This window comes from Kitasatospora sp. NPDC057518 (assembly GCF_042802075.1).
Taxonomy (GTDB): Bacteria; Actinomycetota; Actinomycetes; order Streptomycetales; family Streptomycetaceae; genus Kitasatospora.
On record NZ_JBHVEU010000209.1, the window covers coordinates 1 to 15,147 of the forward strand.

Here is a 15,147-nt window from a genome sequence, read left to right on the forward strand (position 1 = left end):
CAGCCGGGAGACCGGCGGGGCCTCCCGTGTTTCCCGTGTTTCCCCACGGTGTCCGATGGCGTCCGGCCGCGCGCGTCGCCCGACGGTGCGCGTCACTTATTAGACTCGATGTCGATAAGGGGTGCCGAACCCCTTGTCCCGATGGCTACCCGCGAGTACGTTTCCCTGGAGCCGAGCCGCCGCCCCCAGGTCAGGAGGGCCTGCCATGCCCCGTTCCACCCCCGTCCCCGCCCTCGCCGCGCCCGCCGCACGCGTGCACGAGAGCCTCGTGCTGGAGCCCCGGGACGTCCGCTTCGACTGGTCCCGGCTGCCGCTGCACTGGATCCCGGACGAGCCGATGGCCACCCACGTCATCAACGTGCTGCACCTGCTGCTGCCCGAGGGCGAGCGGTGGTTCGTCAAGGTGTTCAAGGAGGCGCTGCCGCTCATCCGGGACGAGCAACTGCGCGAGGAGGTCCTCGGGTTCATCGGCCAGGAGGCCATCCACGCCGAGGCGCACCAGGAGGTCCTGGACCACCTGCTCGGCCAGGGGCTCGACCCGCGGCCGTACGTCCGGCAGATCTCCTGGCTGTTCCAGCGCGTCCTCGGCGACAAGCCGGGGCTGTCGCCGGCCCGGCAGCGCGAGAACGTCATCGAGCGGGTCGCCTTCATCGCGGCGATCGAGCACTTCACCGCCTTCCTCGGCAACTGGGCGCTCAACTCCCCGGGCCTGGACCGCGCCAAGGCGGACCCGACGATGCTGGACCTGCTGCGCTGGCACGGCGCGGAGGAGGTCGAGCACCGCAGCGTCGCCTACGACCTGATGGTCCACCTGGACCCGGGCTACCTCCGCCGGGTGCGCGGAATGGCCGTCTCCGGGCCGCTGCTGGTCCACCTCTGGGTGCGCGGCGCCCGGTTCCTGCTCGCCGCCGACCCCACCCTGGCGGGGCGGCTCAAGCCCACCTGGCGGGAGGCCGGCCGGATCGCCAAGCGCGGACTGCTGCCGGACCCGGTCAAGTCGGTCCGCTCCGGGCTGCGCTACCTGCGGCCGGGCTACCACCCGACCCAGGAGGGCTCGTCCAGCCAGGCGCTGGGCTACCTCGCCGCCTCCCCGGCCGCCCGCGCGGCCGCCGGGCGCGGCTGACGCGGGCGACAGCCCCCTCTCCCCCCTCACCCCAAGGACCCCGCCGGATGGACCCGCTCGCCCCGCCCCCCGACCTCTACGGCCGCCCCCGCGCCGACGGCTTCATGCGCCGGCTCACCGCCTTCGGCGACCGCTACTCCCCGGCCCTCGGCAGCCCCCTGCTGCGCCGCAACCCCCGGCGCCCGCTCAGCCGCCCCACCCCGCCGCTCCAGTTGGTCGTCGCCGAACGCCGCCGACCGGCCGCCGACGTCGTCGAGTTGCGGCTCGCCGACCCCTCCGGCGGCCCGCTGCCCGGTTGGCAGCCCGGCGCCCACCTGCGCCTCGTCCTGCCCTCCGGCCGCGAGCGCCACTACTCCCTCAGCGGCGACCCGGCCGACCGCGCCGTCTACCGCATCGCCGTCCGGCGGCTGCCCGAGGGCGGCGGCGGGTCCGTCGAGGTCCACGACGCCCTGCACCCCGGCACCCGGCTCACCGCCCGCCGCCCGCGCAACGGCTTCGCCTTCTGCGCCGAGCCCGCCGTCCTCCTGCTGGCCGGCGGCATCGGCATCACCCCGCTGCTCCCGATGGCCCGCGAGGCGCAGCGGCACGGCCTGGACTGGCGCCTGGTGCACGTCGGCCGCAGTGCCGACACCCTCCCGTACACGGACGAGCTGCGCGCCCTCGACCCGCACCGGGTGGTGCTGCGCACCGACGACGAGCACGGCGGCGTCCCCACCGGCGCCGAACTGCTCGCCCACGCCCCGCGCGGCGCCGCCGTCTACTGCTGCGGCCCGGCCCCGATGCTCTCCGCCGTGCAGCGCGCCCTGGACGGTTCCCCGGCCGCCTCCCTGCACTTCGAGCGCTTCGGCGCCGCCCCGGTCACCGACGGCGAGCCGTTCGCCGTCCGACTCGGCGCCGACGGCCCGACCCTCGACGTCCCCGCCGACCGCTCCGCCCTGGACGTGCTGCGCGAGGCCCGCCCGGACCTCCCGTACTCCTGCCACCAGGGCTTCTGCGGCACCTGCGAGGTCCGCCTGCTGGCCGGCTCGCCCAACCACCGGGACCGCAGGCTCACCCCCGAGCAGCGCGCCGCCGGCGCCCTGCTGCCCTGCGTCTCCCGGGCCGCCGAGGGTGAGACCCTCGTGCTCGACCTCTAGAAGGAGCTCCGCCATGGCGAAAGCGACCCCCGCCTTCCGCTACACCGAGCGCGACCTCGCCCGCTTCCGCGAGACCCAGCAACTCGCCTACCACTGCGCCGAACAGGTCGCCGCGTGGATCGAACCCGGCGTCACCGAGCGGCAGACCACCGCCGAGTTGCGCCGCCGCCTGGTAGCCGTCGGGGTGCAGGACTTCTTCCACGTCCCCTTCGCCTGGTTCGGCGACCGGACGGCGTTCCGGCACTTCCACACCCCGCTCCAGTTCTTCGCCGGCAACCGCCGGCTGGAGGAGGGCATGCCGTACGTGCTGGACTGCGCGCCCGTGGTGGACGGCTACACCGCCGACATCGGCTACGGCGGCAAGGTCGGCGAGAACCGGGTCTGGGACCGGCTGGCCGCCGACCTGAAGGTCTACCGCGAGCTGATCCTCGCCGAGGTGCGGGCCCGCAGGCCGCTCGCCGAGGTGTACGCCGCGGTGGACGCCCAGATCGCCGCGCACGGCTACGACAATCGCCACCAGGTCTACCCGGGCCGGGTGATCGGCCACCAGGTCACCCGCAACACCGCGCGCGGCCCGGCCGGGGTGAACGTCTTCGGCTTCGGTGTGCGCACCCTCCAGACCCTCGGCCGCGAGCTCGTCACCGAGCGGCTGCACGGCCGTTCGCCGCTCTGGGCCGACGGGCGGTCGTCCCGGCACGCGCCCACCCCGGGGCTGTGGGCGGTCGAGCCGCACATCGGCTTCCGGGGCGTGGGCATCAAGTTCGAGGAACTGCTGGTGGTCACCGAGGACGACGCCTACTGGCTCGACGACGACCTGCCGCACGTCCGCCGCTGGACCGCCGCCGCCACCGAGCCGGCCACCACGGAGCCGACCGCCGCCGAGCCGACCACCCTGGAGGCCACCCGATGACGTTCCCGACGAAGCCCCAGGCGCGGGCGAAGCCCCCGGTCCGCCGCCGGACCGTCCACTCCGGCGGCCTCCCGCTCGCCGTCTTCGAGCAGGGCGACCCGGACGCCCCCACCGTCCTCCTCGTGCACGGCTACCCCGACACCCACACCGTCTGGGACGACATCGCCGCCGACCTCGCCCGCGACCACCACGTGGTCCGCTACGACGTGCGCGGCGCCGGGGAGTCGGCCGCCCCCGCCGACCGGTCCGGCTACCGCCTGGAGCACCTCGCCGAGGACCTGTTCGCCGTCGCCGACGCCGTCAGCCCCGACCGCCCGGTGCACCTGCTCGCCCACGACTGGGGCTCGATCCAGTCCTGGGAGGCCGTCACCGCACCCGGCGCCGAGCGCCGGATCGCCTCGTACACCACCCTGTCCGGCCCCAGCCTGGACCACATGGGCCACTGGCTGCGCCACCGGCTGCGCCGCCCCACCCCCCGCCACCTGGGGCAACTGCTCCACCAGGGCCTGCACTCCTGGTACATCACCGCCTTCCACCTGCCCTACCTCGCCCCCGGCCTCTGGCGCCTCGGCCTGGCCCGGGCCTGGCCGAGGGTGCTGCGCGACCTGGAGCACGTCACCCCGCGCGCCGACCACCCGCAGCCCACCCTGCGCCGCGACGCGGTCCGCGGCATCGAGCTGTACCGGGCCAACTTCCGCCCCACCCTGGGCAGTCCGCGCGAGCGGCCGACCGAGGTGCCGGTCCAGCTGATCACCCTCACCCGGGACCGGTACGTCGGCACCTACCTCTCCGAGGGGCTGGAGCGCTGGGCGCCGAACCTGACCCGCAGGACGCTGCACGCCGGCCACTGGTCGGCGCTGCTGGAGAAGGGAGCCACCGTGGCCGGACTGGTCCGCGAGTTCACCACCCGCACCGACGAGGGCCGGGCCCGCCCCGAGGAGGGCGACGGCCGGCTGGTCGTGGTCACCGGCGGCGGCAGCGGCATCGGCCGGGCCACCGCGCTCGCCTTCGCCGAGGACGGCGCCCGGGTGGTGGTCTGCGACCTCGACCTCGCGGCCGCCGAGCGCACCGCCGAACTGGCCTCGCTGATCGGCCCGCAGGCGCACGCCTACCGGGTGGACGTCTCCGACGGCGCCGCGGTGGACGTCTTCGCGCAGACCGTCGCGGCCGAGCACGGGGTGCCCGACGTCATGGTCAACAACGCGGGCATCGGCCACTCCGGGACGTTCCTGCAGACCACCGAGAAGGAGTGGCAGCGGGTCCTGGACGTCAACCTCTGGGGCGTGATCCACGGCTGCCGCGCCTTTGGCACCCTGATGGCCGACCGCGGCCAGGGCGGCCACATCGTCAACGTCTCCTCCGCCGCCGCCTACCTGCCGTCCAAGGCGCTCACCGCCTACGCCACCAGCAAGGCCGCGGTGTTCATGCTCTCCGACTGCCTGCGCGCCGAGTTCGTCGGCCACGGCATCGGCGTCTCCACCATCTGCCCCGGCATCGTCAACACCAACATCACCCGCACCTCCACCTTCTCCGCCACCACCTCCACCGAGCAGGCCGCCAAGCAGGCCCGCGCCGCGAAGCTCTACGCCCGCCGCGGCTTCCCCCCGGAGAAGGTCGCCACCGCCATCGTGACCGCCGTCCGCACCGGCAGGCCCGTCGTCCCCGTCACCCCTGAGGCCAAGGCCGCCCGCTTCCTCTCCCGCCTCAGCCCCGGCCTCCTGCGCCTCGCCGCCCGCCTCAACGTCACCTGACCGGGTGAACAACGGCCGATCGGGCCCCGTGGGGCCTGCGATATCGGATACGGCCGAACCCGATATCGCAGACCCCGCTTCGCTCGGGAGGTTGGTCATGGCCCGTACCCCGTGATGGACATCAACGACGACCTGCTGGCCGAGGCTGCGGAGATCTTCGGTACGACGACCAAGACCGCCACCGTCAACGCCGCTCTCGAGGATGCGGTGAAGCGTCGCAAGCGCCAGGTCTTCACGACCTGGCTCGAGGACGGTGGGCTGCCCGATCTCACCGGGCCGGTGGAAAAGGGTGAGTGAGCGCTCCACCGAGTGGGTCGTCCCGCCGGGGTCGGCGGACTGAGCGATGGCCGTTTGACGACGCCCCTCCGGGGCTGTGAGAGCATCGAGGCCCATGGAGATGACAACGGCCCTGTGGTCCTTCGCCCTCGTCGTGGGGCTGCTCACGCTCACGCCCGGGCTCGACACGGCGCTGGTCCTGCGGACCTCCGCGTTGGGGCGGCGGCGGCAGGCGTGGGGGGTCGTGCTGGGGATCCAGACCGGGACGCTGATCTGGGGGACGCTGACCTCGGCCGGGGTGACGGCGCTGCTCACCGCCTCGCAGGTGGCGTACGAGGTCCTGCGGTGGGCGGGCGCGGCGTACCTGGTGTGGATGGGCATCGGGATGCTGCGCAACCGGGGCGGTGAGGCGGCGGTCGAGGAGGAGCCGGAGGACGGCGGGTTCGCGCACGGCTGGCGGCGGGGCACGCTGACCAATCTGCTGAACCCCAAGGTCGGGGTCTTCTACGTGGCCGTGCTGCCGCAGTTCATCCCGTTCGGCGTCCCGCACTTCGCCGCCGGTGTGGCGCTGACCTGCGTGCACGTCGTGGAGGGCCTGCTCTGGTCGACCGTCCTGGTGGGTTTCGCCCGGGTGCTGCGCGGCTGGCTGCGCCGACCGGCCGCCCGGCGGCTGATGGACCGGGTGACCGGCGCCGTGGTGGTGGGCTTCGGCGTGAAGCTGGCGCTGACCGACTGAGGCGGGACGGCCCGGCGGCTCAGTGGCCGAGACGCTTCAGTCCTTCCATGAGTTCGTCCGCGTTCATGCAGATGTGCAGGTCGACGGTGGCGTTCAGCTGGGTCCAGAACGGCTCGGCGATGGACGGCAGCGAGGCCTCGTCCGGGACATCGACGACCATGACCATGCCGCGGCTCCCGTTGCGGTTGAGGAAGTAGGCCGCCTCCGGCTTCAGTTGGGCCAGTATGCGCTGGACCCCTTCGGCCATCGTTCCGTCGCTGATCAGCTTGTTCGAGGCCGCGGTGTCGATTTCGACCTCCAGCAGGGCGCGCATGGTGCCCGCTCCTTCCCCGGGCTCGGGGCGAGTCCGCAACTCCAGCCTCCCGCCGCGCCGGTGGCCACGCAACGTGAGCGGTGCCGGAGCCGCTCCCGGCTCAGGCCGCGTGGGTACGGGGTGCCGGGCCGCCGGCCGCGCCGCCCCCGTCACCCTCCGTCCCCGTGCGCGACAGGTCGTGGTGGATCGGCCCGTCCGAGGCGCTCAGTGGCAGGCAGCTGCCGCCGCGCCGGTGGGCGACGATCTCGGCGGCGACCGAGACCGCCGTCTCCTCCGGGGTGCGGGAGCCGAGGTCCAGGCCGATCGGGGAGCGCAGCCGGGCCAGTTCGGCCTCGGTGAGCCCCGCCTCGCGGAGCCGGGCGGCGCGGTCCCGGTGGGTGCGGCGCGATCCCATCGCGCCGACGTAGCCGACCGGCAGCCGCAGGGCGCGTTCCAGCAGCGGGATGTCGAACTTGGCGTCGTGGGTGAGCACGCAGAGCACGGTGCGTCCGTCGATCCGGCCGAGTTGGGAGTCCAGGTAGCGGTGCGGCCAGTCGACCACCACCTCGTCGGCCTCCGGGAAGCGGCGGGCGGTGGCGAAGACCGGCCGGGCGTCGCAGACGGTCACGTGGTAGCCGAGGAACTTGCCGATCCGCACCACCGCGGCCGCGAAGTCGATCGCTCCGAACACCAGCATCCGCGGCGCGGGCACGTACGACTCGACGAAGCAGGTGACGGTGCCCCGGCCGTGTTCGTCGCAGGGGCGGCCGTCCAGGCCGAGCACCAGCCGACCGGTGCGTCCGGCCTCCAGCATCGCCCGGGCCCGCACGACGATCGCCCGCTCGAGGGCGCCGACCGTCGAGGGGGTGGGTGAGAGCGCGCCGGCCACGCCGTCCGCGGTGACCGCCAGGGTGGCCCCGACCAGCCCGCCCGGTCCGCCCGGTCCGCCCGGTCCGGCGATCACCCGGACCAGTGCCACCGGTGTGCCGGCCGCGATGTGCGCGATCCCGGTGTCCAGCCCGGCGTCGGCCCCCGGCACCACCGGCTGGACGAACACGTCCAGGACGCCGCCGCAGGTCAGACCCACCGCGAAGGCGTCCTCGTCGCTGTACCCGAAGCGTTCCAGCACCGGCTCGCCGCTCGCCAGGGCGGCCCGGCACAGCTCGTACACCGCGCCCTCGACGCACCCGCCGGAGACGCTGCCGACCGCCTCGCCGTCCGCGTCCACGGCCAGCGCCGCCCCGGGGTCGCGCGGAGCGCTGCCGGAGACGCCGACCACGGTGGCCACGGCGAAGGAGCGCCCGGACGCGTGCCAGGCCCGCAGCTGCTCGGCGATGTCCTGCATGGGGGAGGCTCCTTACACGGTTCCGACAGTAGCGGGAGACGCCGCCGTACGGGAAACGATCCCGTACGGCGGCGGTGGCACCCGAGGCGGTCCTGCCCGACGCGGGCGCGAACAGGGCGAAGGCGCCCGGGTGCCTAGTGCACGCCCAGCCAGGACTTGACCGGGGTGATCGCGAAGTACACCACGAACACCGCGGTGAGGATCCACATCAGTACCCCGGGCTCGCGCCAGCGCCCCAGCCCGGCCTTGATGACGGTGTACGAGATGACGCCGGCCGCGACGCCCGCGGTGATGCTGTACGTGAACGGCATCAGCACGCAGGTGAGGAAGGCCGGGACGGCCACCTCGCGGTCGGACCAGTCGATGTGCCGGGCCTGGCTCATCATCATCGAGCCGATCACGACCAGGGCGGCCGAGGCGACCTCGACCGGGACGATCCCGGCGATCGGCGAGAAGAACAGCATCAGCGCGAACAGGGCGCCGGTGACGGTGGAGGCGAGTCCGGTGCGGGCGCCGTCGCCGACGCCGGTGGCGGACTCGACGAAGACGGTCTGCCCGGAGGCGCCCGCCAGGCCGCCGACCGCGCCGCCCGCGCCGTCGATGAACAGCGCCTTGGACAGTCCGGGCATCCGGCCGCGCCGGTCGGCCAGTCCGGCCTCGGTGCCGACGCCGATGATGGTGGCCATCGCGTCGAAGAAGCCGGCCAGCACCAGGGTGAACACCGCGACCGAGGCGCTGATCGCGCCCATGCCGTGGCCGCCGAACGCGCCGAACAGGTCGACGTGGCCGAACAGGCCGAAGTCCGGTGCGGAGACGGGGCTGCCGGGCCAGACCGGCACCGAGTTCCGCCAGGCCCCGGCGGGCACGTGGGCGGCCCGGTTGACGATCACCGCGAGCACGGTGCCGCCGGCGATGCCGAGCAGGATCGCGCCGCGGACGCCGCGCGCCATCAGCACGAAGATCGCCAGCAGGGTGACGCAGAAGACCAGCACCGGCCAGCCGGACAGCTCGCCGGTCGGGCCGAGCGAGAGCGGGGTGGGGCCGCCGGTGTGCATGAACCCGGCCTTGTAGAGGCCGATCACCGTGACGAACAGGCCGATGCCGATGGTGATGGCGTGCTTGAGCGGCAGCGGGATGCCGTTCATGATCCGCTCGCGCAGCCCGGAGACGACCAGCAGCACGATCAGCAGGCCGTAGATCACGCACAGGCCCATGGCCTGCGCCCAGGTGGTGTGCGGGACGACCAGCGCGGAGACCGCGCCGGAGACGGAGAGCCCGGCGGCGAGGGCGAGCGGCACGTTGCCGACCAGGCCCATCAGGACGGTGGTGACGGCGGCGGCCAGCGCGGTGGCGGTGGTCAGCGCGGCGGGGTCCAGTTTGGCGCCGGTCGCGTCCGCGCCGCTCAGGATGAGCGGGTTGAGCAGGATGATGTACGCCATCGCCATGAAGGTGGTGACCCCACCGCGCAGTTCGTTGGCGAGGGTCGATCCCCGGGCCGAGATCTTGAAGTAGGCGTCCAGTGCGCCGGTGGGGCGTGGGGCGTCCTGGGACGACGGACGGGTGCCGTCCTCGGCGGGTCTGTCTTCGGTGGTGCCGGGCTCCGTGGGGATTTTGGTCATGTCCATCCCAAGTGTCAAAGGGGGTTGGGGTGGGCGAGCCGACCTGACCGCCGGTCAACGAAGCGGCGTAGGGGGACGTATCGACTCACGGGGGCACTCCTGAGCAGCGGGGGAGTGCCCGCGATGCATCAGGGGGTGGTGTGCACCGCTGCGGGCCCCGGCGTGGGCAGGGCAGCGGGTGTACGGGGACGCCTCCGGGGTGGCGGGGACGCCCTAGGGTCCCCGGGGCGGCGGGGAAGACGGTCGCCGCCCCGGGGAGGACGAACTCGGGCCGTCAGAGCGGCCGTTCGGTGGTCAGGTGCTCCGGCCGGACCGGGATCCGGTTGAGCGCCAGCCCGGTGGCGTTGCGGATGGCGGCCACGATGGACGGCGTCGCCGAGACGGTCGGCGCCTCGCCGACCCCGCGCAGCCCGTACGGGGCGTTGGGGTCGGGCAGTTCGAGCACCTCCACCGGGATCGGCGGGGTGTCCAGGATGGTGGGGATCAGGTAGTCGGTGAAGGAGGCGTTGCGCACCTTGCCCTCCCGCACGATGATCTCCTCCATCACCGCGAGGCCCAGCGCCTGGGTGCAGCCGCCCTGGATCTGGCCGACCACGGAGAGCGGGTTGAGCGCCTTGCCGACGTCCTGGACGGCGGTGAGCTCGACCACCTTGACCAGGCCCAGCTCCACGTCCACGTCCACCACCGCGCGGTTGGCGCAGAAGGTGTACTGGACGTGGCCGAAGCCCTGGCCGGTCTCCTTGTCGAAGGCCTGGGTGGGCCGGTGGTGGTGCTCGCGCGTCTGCTCGACGGCCTCGTCGCCGAGCAGGTCGACGATGGAGACCAGCGCGCCGGCGCTCTTCGACACCACCTTGCCGTCGGCCAGCACCAGGTCGTCGTGGGTCCAGCCGTAGCGCCGGCGCCCCTTGTCGAACAGCTCCCGGCGGACCGCCTCGGCGGCCAGCTTCACCGCCCCGCCGGTCATGTACGTCTGGCGCGAGGCGGAGGTCGAACCGGCCGACCCCACCTCGGTGTTGGCCGGGTGGATGGTGACCTGCTCGACGCCCAGCTCGGTGCGGGCGATCTGGGCGTGCACGGTGACGCCGCCCTGGCCGACCTCGGCCGCCGCGGTGTGCACCATGGCGACCGGCTCGCCGCCGATCACCTCCAGCCGCACCCGGGCGGTGGAGTAGTCGTCGAAGCCCTCGGAGAAGCCGACGTTCTTGATGCCGACCGAGTAGCCGACGCCGCGGACGATCCCCTCGCCGTGCGAGGTGTTGGACAGCGCGCCGGGCAGCCGGCGGACGTCGAGGTGCTCGGTGTCCAGCGGCGGCGGCAGCGGCATCTCCTTGGCCCGCCGCAGCAGTTCGGCCACCGGCGCGGGGGAGTCGATCTGCTGGCCGGTGGGCATGAAGTCGCCCTCGGACATCGCGTTGAGCTGCCGCAGCTCCACCGGGTCCATGCCCAGGGCGGCGGCCAGCTTGTCCATCTGCGACTCGTAGCCGAACGCCGCCTGCACCGCGCCGAAGCCGCGCATCGCCCCGCAGGACGGGTTGTTGCTGTACAGCGCGATGGCGTGCATCCGCACGTTGGGGATCACGTACGGGCCGTGCCCGAGCGAGGCCGCGTTGCCGACCACGGCGGGGGAGGCGGAGGCGTACGCGCCGCCGTCCAGCACGATCCGGCAGTCGGCGTAGACCAGCCGGCCGTCCCGGGTGGCGCCGTGCTCGTAGCGCATCCGCGCCGGGTGGCGGTGGACGTGGCCGAAGAAGGACTCGTCCCGGGAGTAGACGATCTTGACCGGCTTGCCGGTGTGCTGGGCCAGCAGGCAGGCGTGGATCTGCATCGACAGGTCCTCGCGGCCGCCGAACGCGCCGCCCACGCCGGCCAGGGTCAGCCGGACCTTCTCCTCCGGCAGGTCCAGCACCGGCGCCATCTGCTGGCGGTCGACGTGCAGCCACTGGGTGGCGATGTAGAGGTCGATGCCGCCGTCCTCGGCGGGCACCGCGAGGCCGGACTCCGGGCCGAGGAAGGCCTGGTCCTGCATGCCGACCTCGTAGTCGCCGCTGACGACCACGTCCGCCAGCGCCCGCACCTCGTCGGTCACGCCGCGGCCGGAGACCAGCCGCTGCTCGTGGCAGATGTTGCCGTACGCGTGGGACTTGTACTCGTGCGGCTCGTGCACGTACCCGTACGTCTCCGGGTCGAGGCACTGCTCCTCGGTGACGATCGGAGTGAGCACCTCGTACTCGACCGCGATCTTCTTCACCGCCCGGCGGGCCGTCTCCGGGTGGTCGGCGGCGACCAGCGCGATCGCCTCGCCGTGGTAGCGGATCCGGTCGATGGCCAGGACCGGCTGGTCCTGGATCTCCAGGCCGTAGTACTTCGAGCCGGGGATGTCCTCGTGCGTCAGCACCGCGTACACCCCGGGCACCTTGAGTGCCTCGGAGACGTCCACCGACAGGATGTTCGCCCGGGGGTGCGGCGAGCGCAGCGCCGTGCCCCAGAGCATGTCCTCGTGCCACAGGTCGGAGGAGTAGGCGAACTCGCCCCGGACCTTCAGGTTGCCGTCCGGGCGCAGCGGCGAGCCGCCGATGCCGTCCTTGGCCGCCTGGTTGATGTTCTGCAGGTTCTTCTGCCCCTGGATGGTACGCGCGCTCATGCCGCGCCCTCCGTCCCCGCGCACGTGCGGGCCGAGGCCAGCCGCACCGCGTCCATGATCTTCTCGTAGCCGGTGCAGCGGCACAGGTTGCCGGACAGCGCCTCGCGGATGTCGTCGTCGCTCGGCTGCGGGTCCTCGGCCAGCAGCGCGTCGGTCTGCACCAGCAGGCCGGGGGTGCAGAAGCCGCACTGGACGGCGCCGGCGTCGACGAACGCCTGCTGGACCAGGCCCAGTTCGCCGGCCTCCGTGCCCAGGCCCTCGACCGTGCGCACCTCGCGGTCCTGCACCTGGCCTGCCGCGACCAGGCAGGAGCAGACCGGGAGGCCGTCCAGGTAGACCGTGCAGGAGCCGCACTCGCCCTGCTCGCAGGCGTTCTTCGAGCCGGGCAGGCCGACCCGCTCGCGCAGCACGTACAGCAGGCTCTCGCCCTCCCACACGTCGTCGGCCTCGACGGGCCTGCCGTTGGCGGTGAAAGTGACCTTCATGCCGCGCTCCTGATCTGCTTGCCGTAGTCGTTCCAGGTCCAGGTGAGGGTGCGGCGGGCCATCACGGCGAGCGCGTGCCGGCGGTAGTCGGCGGTGCCGCGGACGTCGTCGATCGGCGAGGCCGCGGCCTTCACCAGCTCGCCGAAGCGCTGGACCACCTCGGCGCCCAGCAGCTCCCCGGACTCCCACAGTCCGCGCTCGGCGAGCACGCCCTGGAGGTACTCCTCGGCCTCGACGGCGCGGCGCGGTGTGGGGGCGGCCGAACCGATGCCGGTGCCGACGGTCCCGTTCCGCGGGTGCAGGGCGAAGCCGAACGCGCAGACCGCGATCACCATGGCGTTGCGGGTGCCGATCTTCGAGAACTGCTGCGGCCCGTCCGCCACCGGGATGAGCACGGCCCGGATCAGCTCGTCGGCCTCCAGCAGGTTGCGCTTCACCCCGACGTAGAAGTCGTCGATCGGGATCAGCCGGGTGCCGCGCACCGAGGCCGCCTCGACGAACACGTCCCGCCCGGCCGCGAGCAGCGCCGGGTGCGAGTCGCCGGCCGGGGAGGCCGCGCCGAGGTTGCCGCCGACGCTGCCGCGGTTGCGGATCTGCGGCGAGCCGACGGTGTGGGCCGCCAGGGCCAGCCCGGGCAGCGGACCGGACAGCTCCGCGATGATCCGGGCGTACGGGACCGCGGCGCCGAGCCTCACCACCTCGCCGTCGTTCGACCATTCGGCGAGTTCGGTGATGCGGTTCAGGTCGAGAATCGCGGATGGCCGGTGCACGTCGAAGTTCAGCTCGACCATGACGTCCGTGCCGCCCGAAACGGGCAGCGCGGTCGGGTACTCGGCCTTCGCCGCGAGTGCCTCGTCCCAGGTGGCGGGCCGAAGGAACTCCATGCGGGTGTCTCCTCAAGTCGTCGCCCGCCGGGTGCCCGGCGGCGTGTCGCCCAGTGAACCGCCGCGACGCGGCCCGCTGGCAGTCACCGATGGCATGAAGCCCCGGCTGTGAGCCCGCCCGGCATCCTGTACGTTCCTCTAAGGAGGAGAACCTCGCAGCCCAGGTGTCCGCCGGGTGCTACCTACGACCGTAATCCGGCCGTGACGCGCGGGCTACGGACCCGGGCGGACGCCCGGCCGGACAGGCCCTATCGTTACCCCTTCACCCTCCCCCCAAGCCCCCGTTAAGGAGTCCGCGGATGCGCGTCCGTGACCTGCTCGCCCCCGGCGCCCCGCGACTGCGCCTGCTCGCGGCCGAGGAAGAGCTGGACCGGCAGGTCAGCGGTGTGATGACGACGGACCTCCAGGACCCGGGCCGCTACCTGCACGGCGGCGAACTGGTGCTCACCGGCATGCTCTGGCGCACCGTCCCGGCCGACTCCGAGCGCTTCGTCCGCACCCTCGCGGCCGGCGGCGCGGTGGCCCTGGCGGCCGGCGAGGCCGAGGTCGGCCCGGTGCCCGAGGACCTGGTCGAGGCCTGCCGCCGGCACCGGATGCCGCTGCTCGCCGTCCCCGACGACATCGCCTTCGGCACCGTCACCGAGTTCATCGGCCGCCAGGTCTCCGCCGACCGCGCCGCCGACCTCGCCGCCCTGGTCGACCGGCACCGCCTGCTGGTCTCGGCGGCCGGCGGCGGCGGACTGGACGCGGTGCTCGACCTGCTCGGCGGCGACCTCGACCTGGACTGCTGGGTGCTCACCCCGACCGGTGCGGTGATCGCCGGCCCCGCCGACCGGCTCTCCGCCCAGGACCGCGACCAGCTGGTCCGCGCCCACCTCGCCGCCCAGCGCCAGCGCCGCCGCCCCCCGCACCGGGCCCGACTGGCCGCCGGCTCCTTCTCGCTGCTGCCCGCCCCGGCCTCCGCCGAGCACGACGAGCCGCCGGCCGGCGGCGGCCTGCTGGCCGACTGGGTGCTCGCGGTGGCCGGCGACGTCACCGAGTGGACCACCAAGCGCCAGCAGCTCGCCGAGAACCTGGCCCGGCTGGTCGCCGCCGAGCGCCACCGCCGCGACGAGGGCCGCCGGCTGCGCCGCCGCCTCGCCGACGAACTGCTCGCCCTGCTGCGCCGCGACGCCGACCCGGCCGAGGTCGGCCGCGCCCTGTACGCCTCCTCGGCGATGGCCGCCCGCTACGAGGGCCCCGGGGCCAAGTCCCAGGCGGAGGACGGCTCCTGGCTGGTGCTCAGCGCCGAGGGCACCGGCCTGCCGGAGGGCGCCGTACGGGCGGTGCTGGAGGAGGCGCTCGGCGGCGCCTCCGACCGCGCCCTGGTCGCCGGGACGGGCACCGGCGCCGTGGTGGTGCTGCCCGTCCTGGACGCCCCGGTGCCCGCCGACGCCCTGCGCGAACTGCTCGCCCCGCTGGAGGCCGGGCTCGGCTCGGAGGGCCGGATCACCCTCGGCGTCTCCGCCCCCGCCGCCGGGGCCGGCGGCCTGCGCGGCGCCCTGGAGGAGGCCCGGCACGCCCGCCGGATCGCCGCCTCCCGGGTCGGCCGGGTCTGTGTCGCGGGCCCCGAGGAGCTCGCCTCGCACGTCCTGCTGCTGGCCGCCGTCCCGGACGAGGTGCGCCGCGCCTTCCGCAGCCGGCTGCTGGACACGGTGATCGCGTACGACATCGAGCACCAGGCGGACCTGGTCCGCACCCTGGAGGCCTTCCTGCGCTCGGACGGCTCCTGGACCCGCTGCGCCGCCCAGCTGCACGTCCACGTGAACACCCTGCGGTACCGGATCGGCCGGATCGAGGAGCTGACCGGGCGTGACCTCTCCCGGCTGGAGGACCGGGTGGACTTCTACCTGGCGCTGGAGCTGGCCTGACGCCGCGTCCGGACAAGCGGAAGGGCCCGCCGCGACCTC

Annotated in this window: 13 protein-coding genes; 7 read left to right on the forward strand and 6 right to left on the reverse strand. The window is 73.9% G+C overall.

Annotation, left to right across the window (positions count from 1 at the left end):
• Positions 1-205 precede the first annotated feature (205 nt).
• The 6 genes from ACFU7Z_RS21645 (at position 206) to ACFU7Z_RS21670 (ending at position 5,932) form a co-directional block, all read left to right on the forward strand.
• Positions 206-1,123: a metal-dependent hydrolase gene (locus ACFU7Z_RS21645; RefSeq protein WP_049657802.1), complete on the forward strand. Its 918-nt coding sequence runs from the start codon at positions 206-208 to the stop codon at positions 1,121-1,123.
• Positions 1,124-1,170: 47 nt separating this feature from the next.
• Positions 1,171-2,259, forward strand: a complete 1,089-nt coding sequence (locus tag ACFU7Z_RS21650) for a PDR/VanB family oxidoreductase (protein ID WP_380778973.1) — start codon at positions 1,171-1,173, stop codon at positions 2,257-2,259.
• A gap of 13 nt (positions 2,260-2,272) precedes the next feature.
• Positions 2,273-3,169: a M24 family metallopeptidase gene (locus ACFU7Z_RS21655; protein ID WP_380778975.1), complete on the forward strand. Its 897-nt coding sequence runs from the start codon at positions 2,273-2,275 to the stop codon at positions 3,167-3,169.
• A complete protein-coding gene (locus tag ACFU7Z_RS21660; RefSeq protein WP_380778977.1) occupies positions 3,166-4,920 on the forward strand; it encodes an SDR family oxidoreductase in 1,755 nt (584 codons plus the stop codon). Before ACFU7Z_RS21655 ends, ACFU7Z_RS21660 begins: the two co-directional genes overlap by 4 nt.
• Positions 4,921-5,034: 114 nt before the next feature.
• Positions 5,035-5,217, forward strand: a complete 183-nt coding sequence (locus ACFU7Z_RS21665) for a type II toxin-antitoxin system VapB family antitoxin (RefSeq protein WP_380778979.1) — start codon at positions 5,035-5,037, stop codon at positions 5,215-5,217.
• A 94-nt stretch (positions 5,218-5,311) separates the two neighbouring features.
• Positions 5,312-5,932 carry a LysE family translocator gene (locus ACFU7Z_RS21670; protein ID WP_380778981.1) on the forward strand — a complete coding sequence of 207 codons (621 nt, stop codon included), beginning with the start codon at positions 5,312-5,314 and terminating at the stop codon, positions 5,930-5,932.
• Between the two features lie 19 nt (positions 5,933-5,951).
• On the opposite strand, the gene ACFU7Z_RS21675 is transcribed toward ACFU7Z_RS21670, so the two are convergent.
• The 6 genes from ACFU7Z_RS21675 to ACFU7Z_RS21700 form a co-directional block, all read right to left on the reverse strand.
• Positions 5,952-6,245 (reverse strand): hypothetical protein, encoded by a 294-nt coding sequence (locus ACFU7Z_RS21675; RefSeq protein ID WP_380738567.1) that lies wholly within the window; start codon positions 6,243-6,245, stop codon positions 5,952-5,954.
• 100 nt (positions 6,246-6,345) lie between these two features.
• Positions 6,346-7,569 (reverse strand): XdhC family protein, encoded by a 1,224-nt coding sequence (locus tag ACFU7Z_RS21680; protein ID WP_380778983.1) that lies wholly within the window; start codon positions 7,567-7,569, stop codon positions 6,346-6,348.
• 134 nt (positions 7,570-7,703) lie between these two features.
• The gene (locus tag ACFU7Z_RS21685; RefSeq protein ID WP_380778985.1) at positions 7,704-9,188 is read right to left on the reverse strand and encodes an NCS2 family permease; all 1,485 of its coding nucleotides are present in this window, start codon (positions 9,186-9,188) and stop codon (positions 7,704-7,706) included.
• 274 nt (positions 9,189-9,462) lie between these two features.
• Positions 9,463-11,829: a xanthine dehydrogenase subunit D gene (gene pucD, locus ACFU7Z_RS21690; RefSeq protein ID WP_380778987.1), complete on the reverse strand. Its 2,367-nt coding sequence runs from the start codon at positions 11,827-11,829 to the stop codon at positions 9,463-9,465.
• Complete coding sequence (locus ACFU7Z_RS21695) at positions 11,826-12,314, reverse strand: (2Fe-2S)-binding protein (protein WP_380778989.1); 489 nt, start codon at positions 12,312-12,314, stop codon at positions 11,826-11,828. The genes pucD and ACFU7Z_RS21695 overlap by 4 nt, the downstream gene beginning before the upstream one ends.
• Positions 12,311-13,198: a xanthine dehydrogenase family protein subunit M gene (locus tag ACFU7Z_RS21700; protein ID WP_049654028.1), complete on the reverse strand. Its 888-nt coding sequence runs from the start codon at positions 13,196-13,198 to the stop codon at positions 12,311-12,313. The genes ACFU7Z_RS21695 and ACFU7Z_RS21700 overlap by 4 nt, the downstream gene beginning before the upstream one ends.
• 299 nt (positions 13,199-13,497) lie before the next feature.
• Here ACFU7Z_RS21700 and ACFU7Z_RS21705 point away from each other — a divergent pair, with 299 nt between their 5' ends.
• The gene (locus ACFU7Z_RS21705; protein WP_074004317.1) at positions 13,498-15,108 is read left to right on the forward strand and encodes a PucR family transcriptional regulator ligand-binding domain-containing protein; all 1,611 of its coding nucleotides are present in this window, start codon (positions 13,498-13,500) and stop codon (positions 15,106-15,108) included.
• The last annotated feature ends 39 nt before the right edge of the window (positions 15,109-15,147 follow it).

Bases quoted from the DNA above. Each gene is read 5' to 3' on its own strand.
- ACFU7Z_RS21680 (WP_380778983.1), bottom strand. From the start codon at position 7,569: ATGCAGGACATCGCCGAGCAGCTGCGGGCCTGGCACGCGTCCGGGCGC.
- ACFU7Z_RS21665 (WP_380778979.1), top strand. From the start codon at position 5,035: ATGGACATCAACGACGACCTGCTGGCCGAGGCTGCGGAGATCTTCGGT.
- ACFU7Z_RS21675 (WP_380738567.1), bottom strand. From the start codon at position 6,245: ATGCGCGCCCTGCTGGAGGTCGAAATCGACACCGCGGCCTCGAACAAG.
- ACFU7Z_RS21705 (WP_074004317.1), top strand. From the start codon at position 13,498: ATGCGCGTCCGTGACCTGCTCGCCCCCGGCGCCCCGCGACTGCGCCTG.
- ACFU7Z_RS21695 (WP_380778989.1), bottom strand. From the start codon at position 12,314: ATGAAGGTCACTTTCACCGCCAACGGCAGGCCCGTCGAGGCCGACGAC.
- ACFU7Z_RS21670 (WP_380778981.1), top strand. From the start codon at position 5,312: ATGGAGATGACAACGGCCCTGTGGTCCTTCGCCCTCGTCGTGGGGCTG.
- ACFU7Z_RS21700 (WP_049654028.1), bottom strand. From the start codon at position 13,198: ATGGAGTTCCTTCGGCCCGCCACCTGGGACGAGGCACTCGCGGCGAAG.
- ACFU7Z_RS21660 (WP_380778977.1), top strand. From the start codon at position 3,166: ATGACGTTCCCGACGAAGCCCCAGGCGCGGGCGAAGCCCCCGGTCCGC.
- ACFU7Z_RS21645 (WP_049657802.1), top strand. From the start codon at position 206: ATGCCCCGTTCCACCCCCGTCCCCGCCCTCGCCGCGCCCGCCGCACGC.
- ACFU7Z_RS21655 (WP_380778975.1), top strand. From the start codon at position 2,273: ATGGCGAAAGCGACCCCCGCCTTCCGCTACACCGAGCGCGACCTCGCC.
- ACFU7Z_RS21650 (WP_380778973.1), top strand. From the start codon at position 1,171: ATGGACCCGCTCGCCCCGCCCCCCGACCTCTACGGCCGCCCCCGCGCC.
- ACFU7Z_RS21685 (WP_380778985.1), bottom strand. From the start codon at position 9,188: ATGACCAAAATCCCCACGGAGCCCGGCACCACCGAAGACAGACCCGCC.
- pucD (WP_380778987.1), bottom strand. From the start codon at position 11,829: ATGAGCGCGCGTACCATCCAGGGGCAGAAGAACCTGCAGAACATCAAC.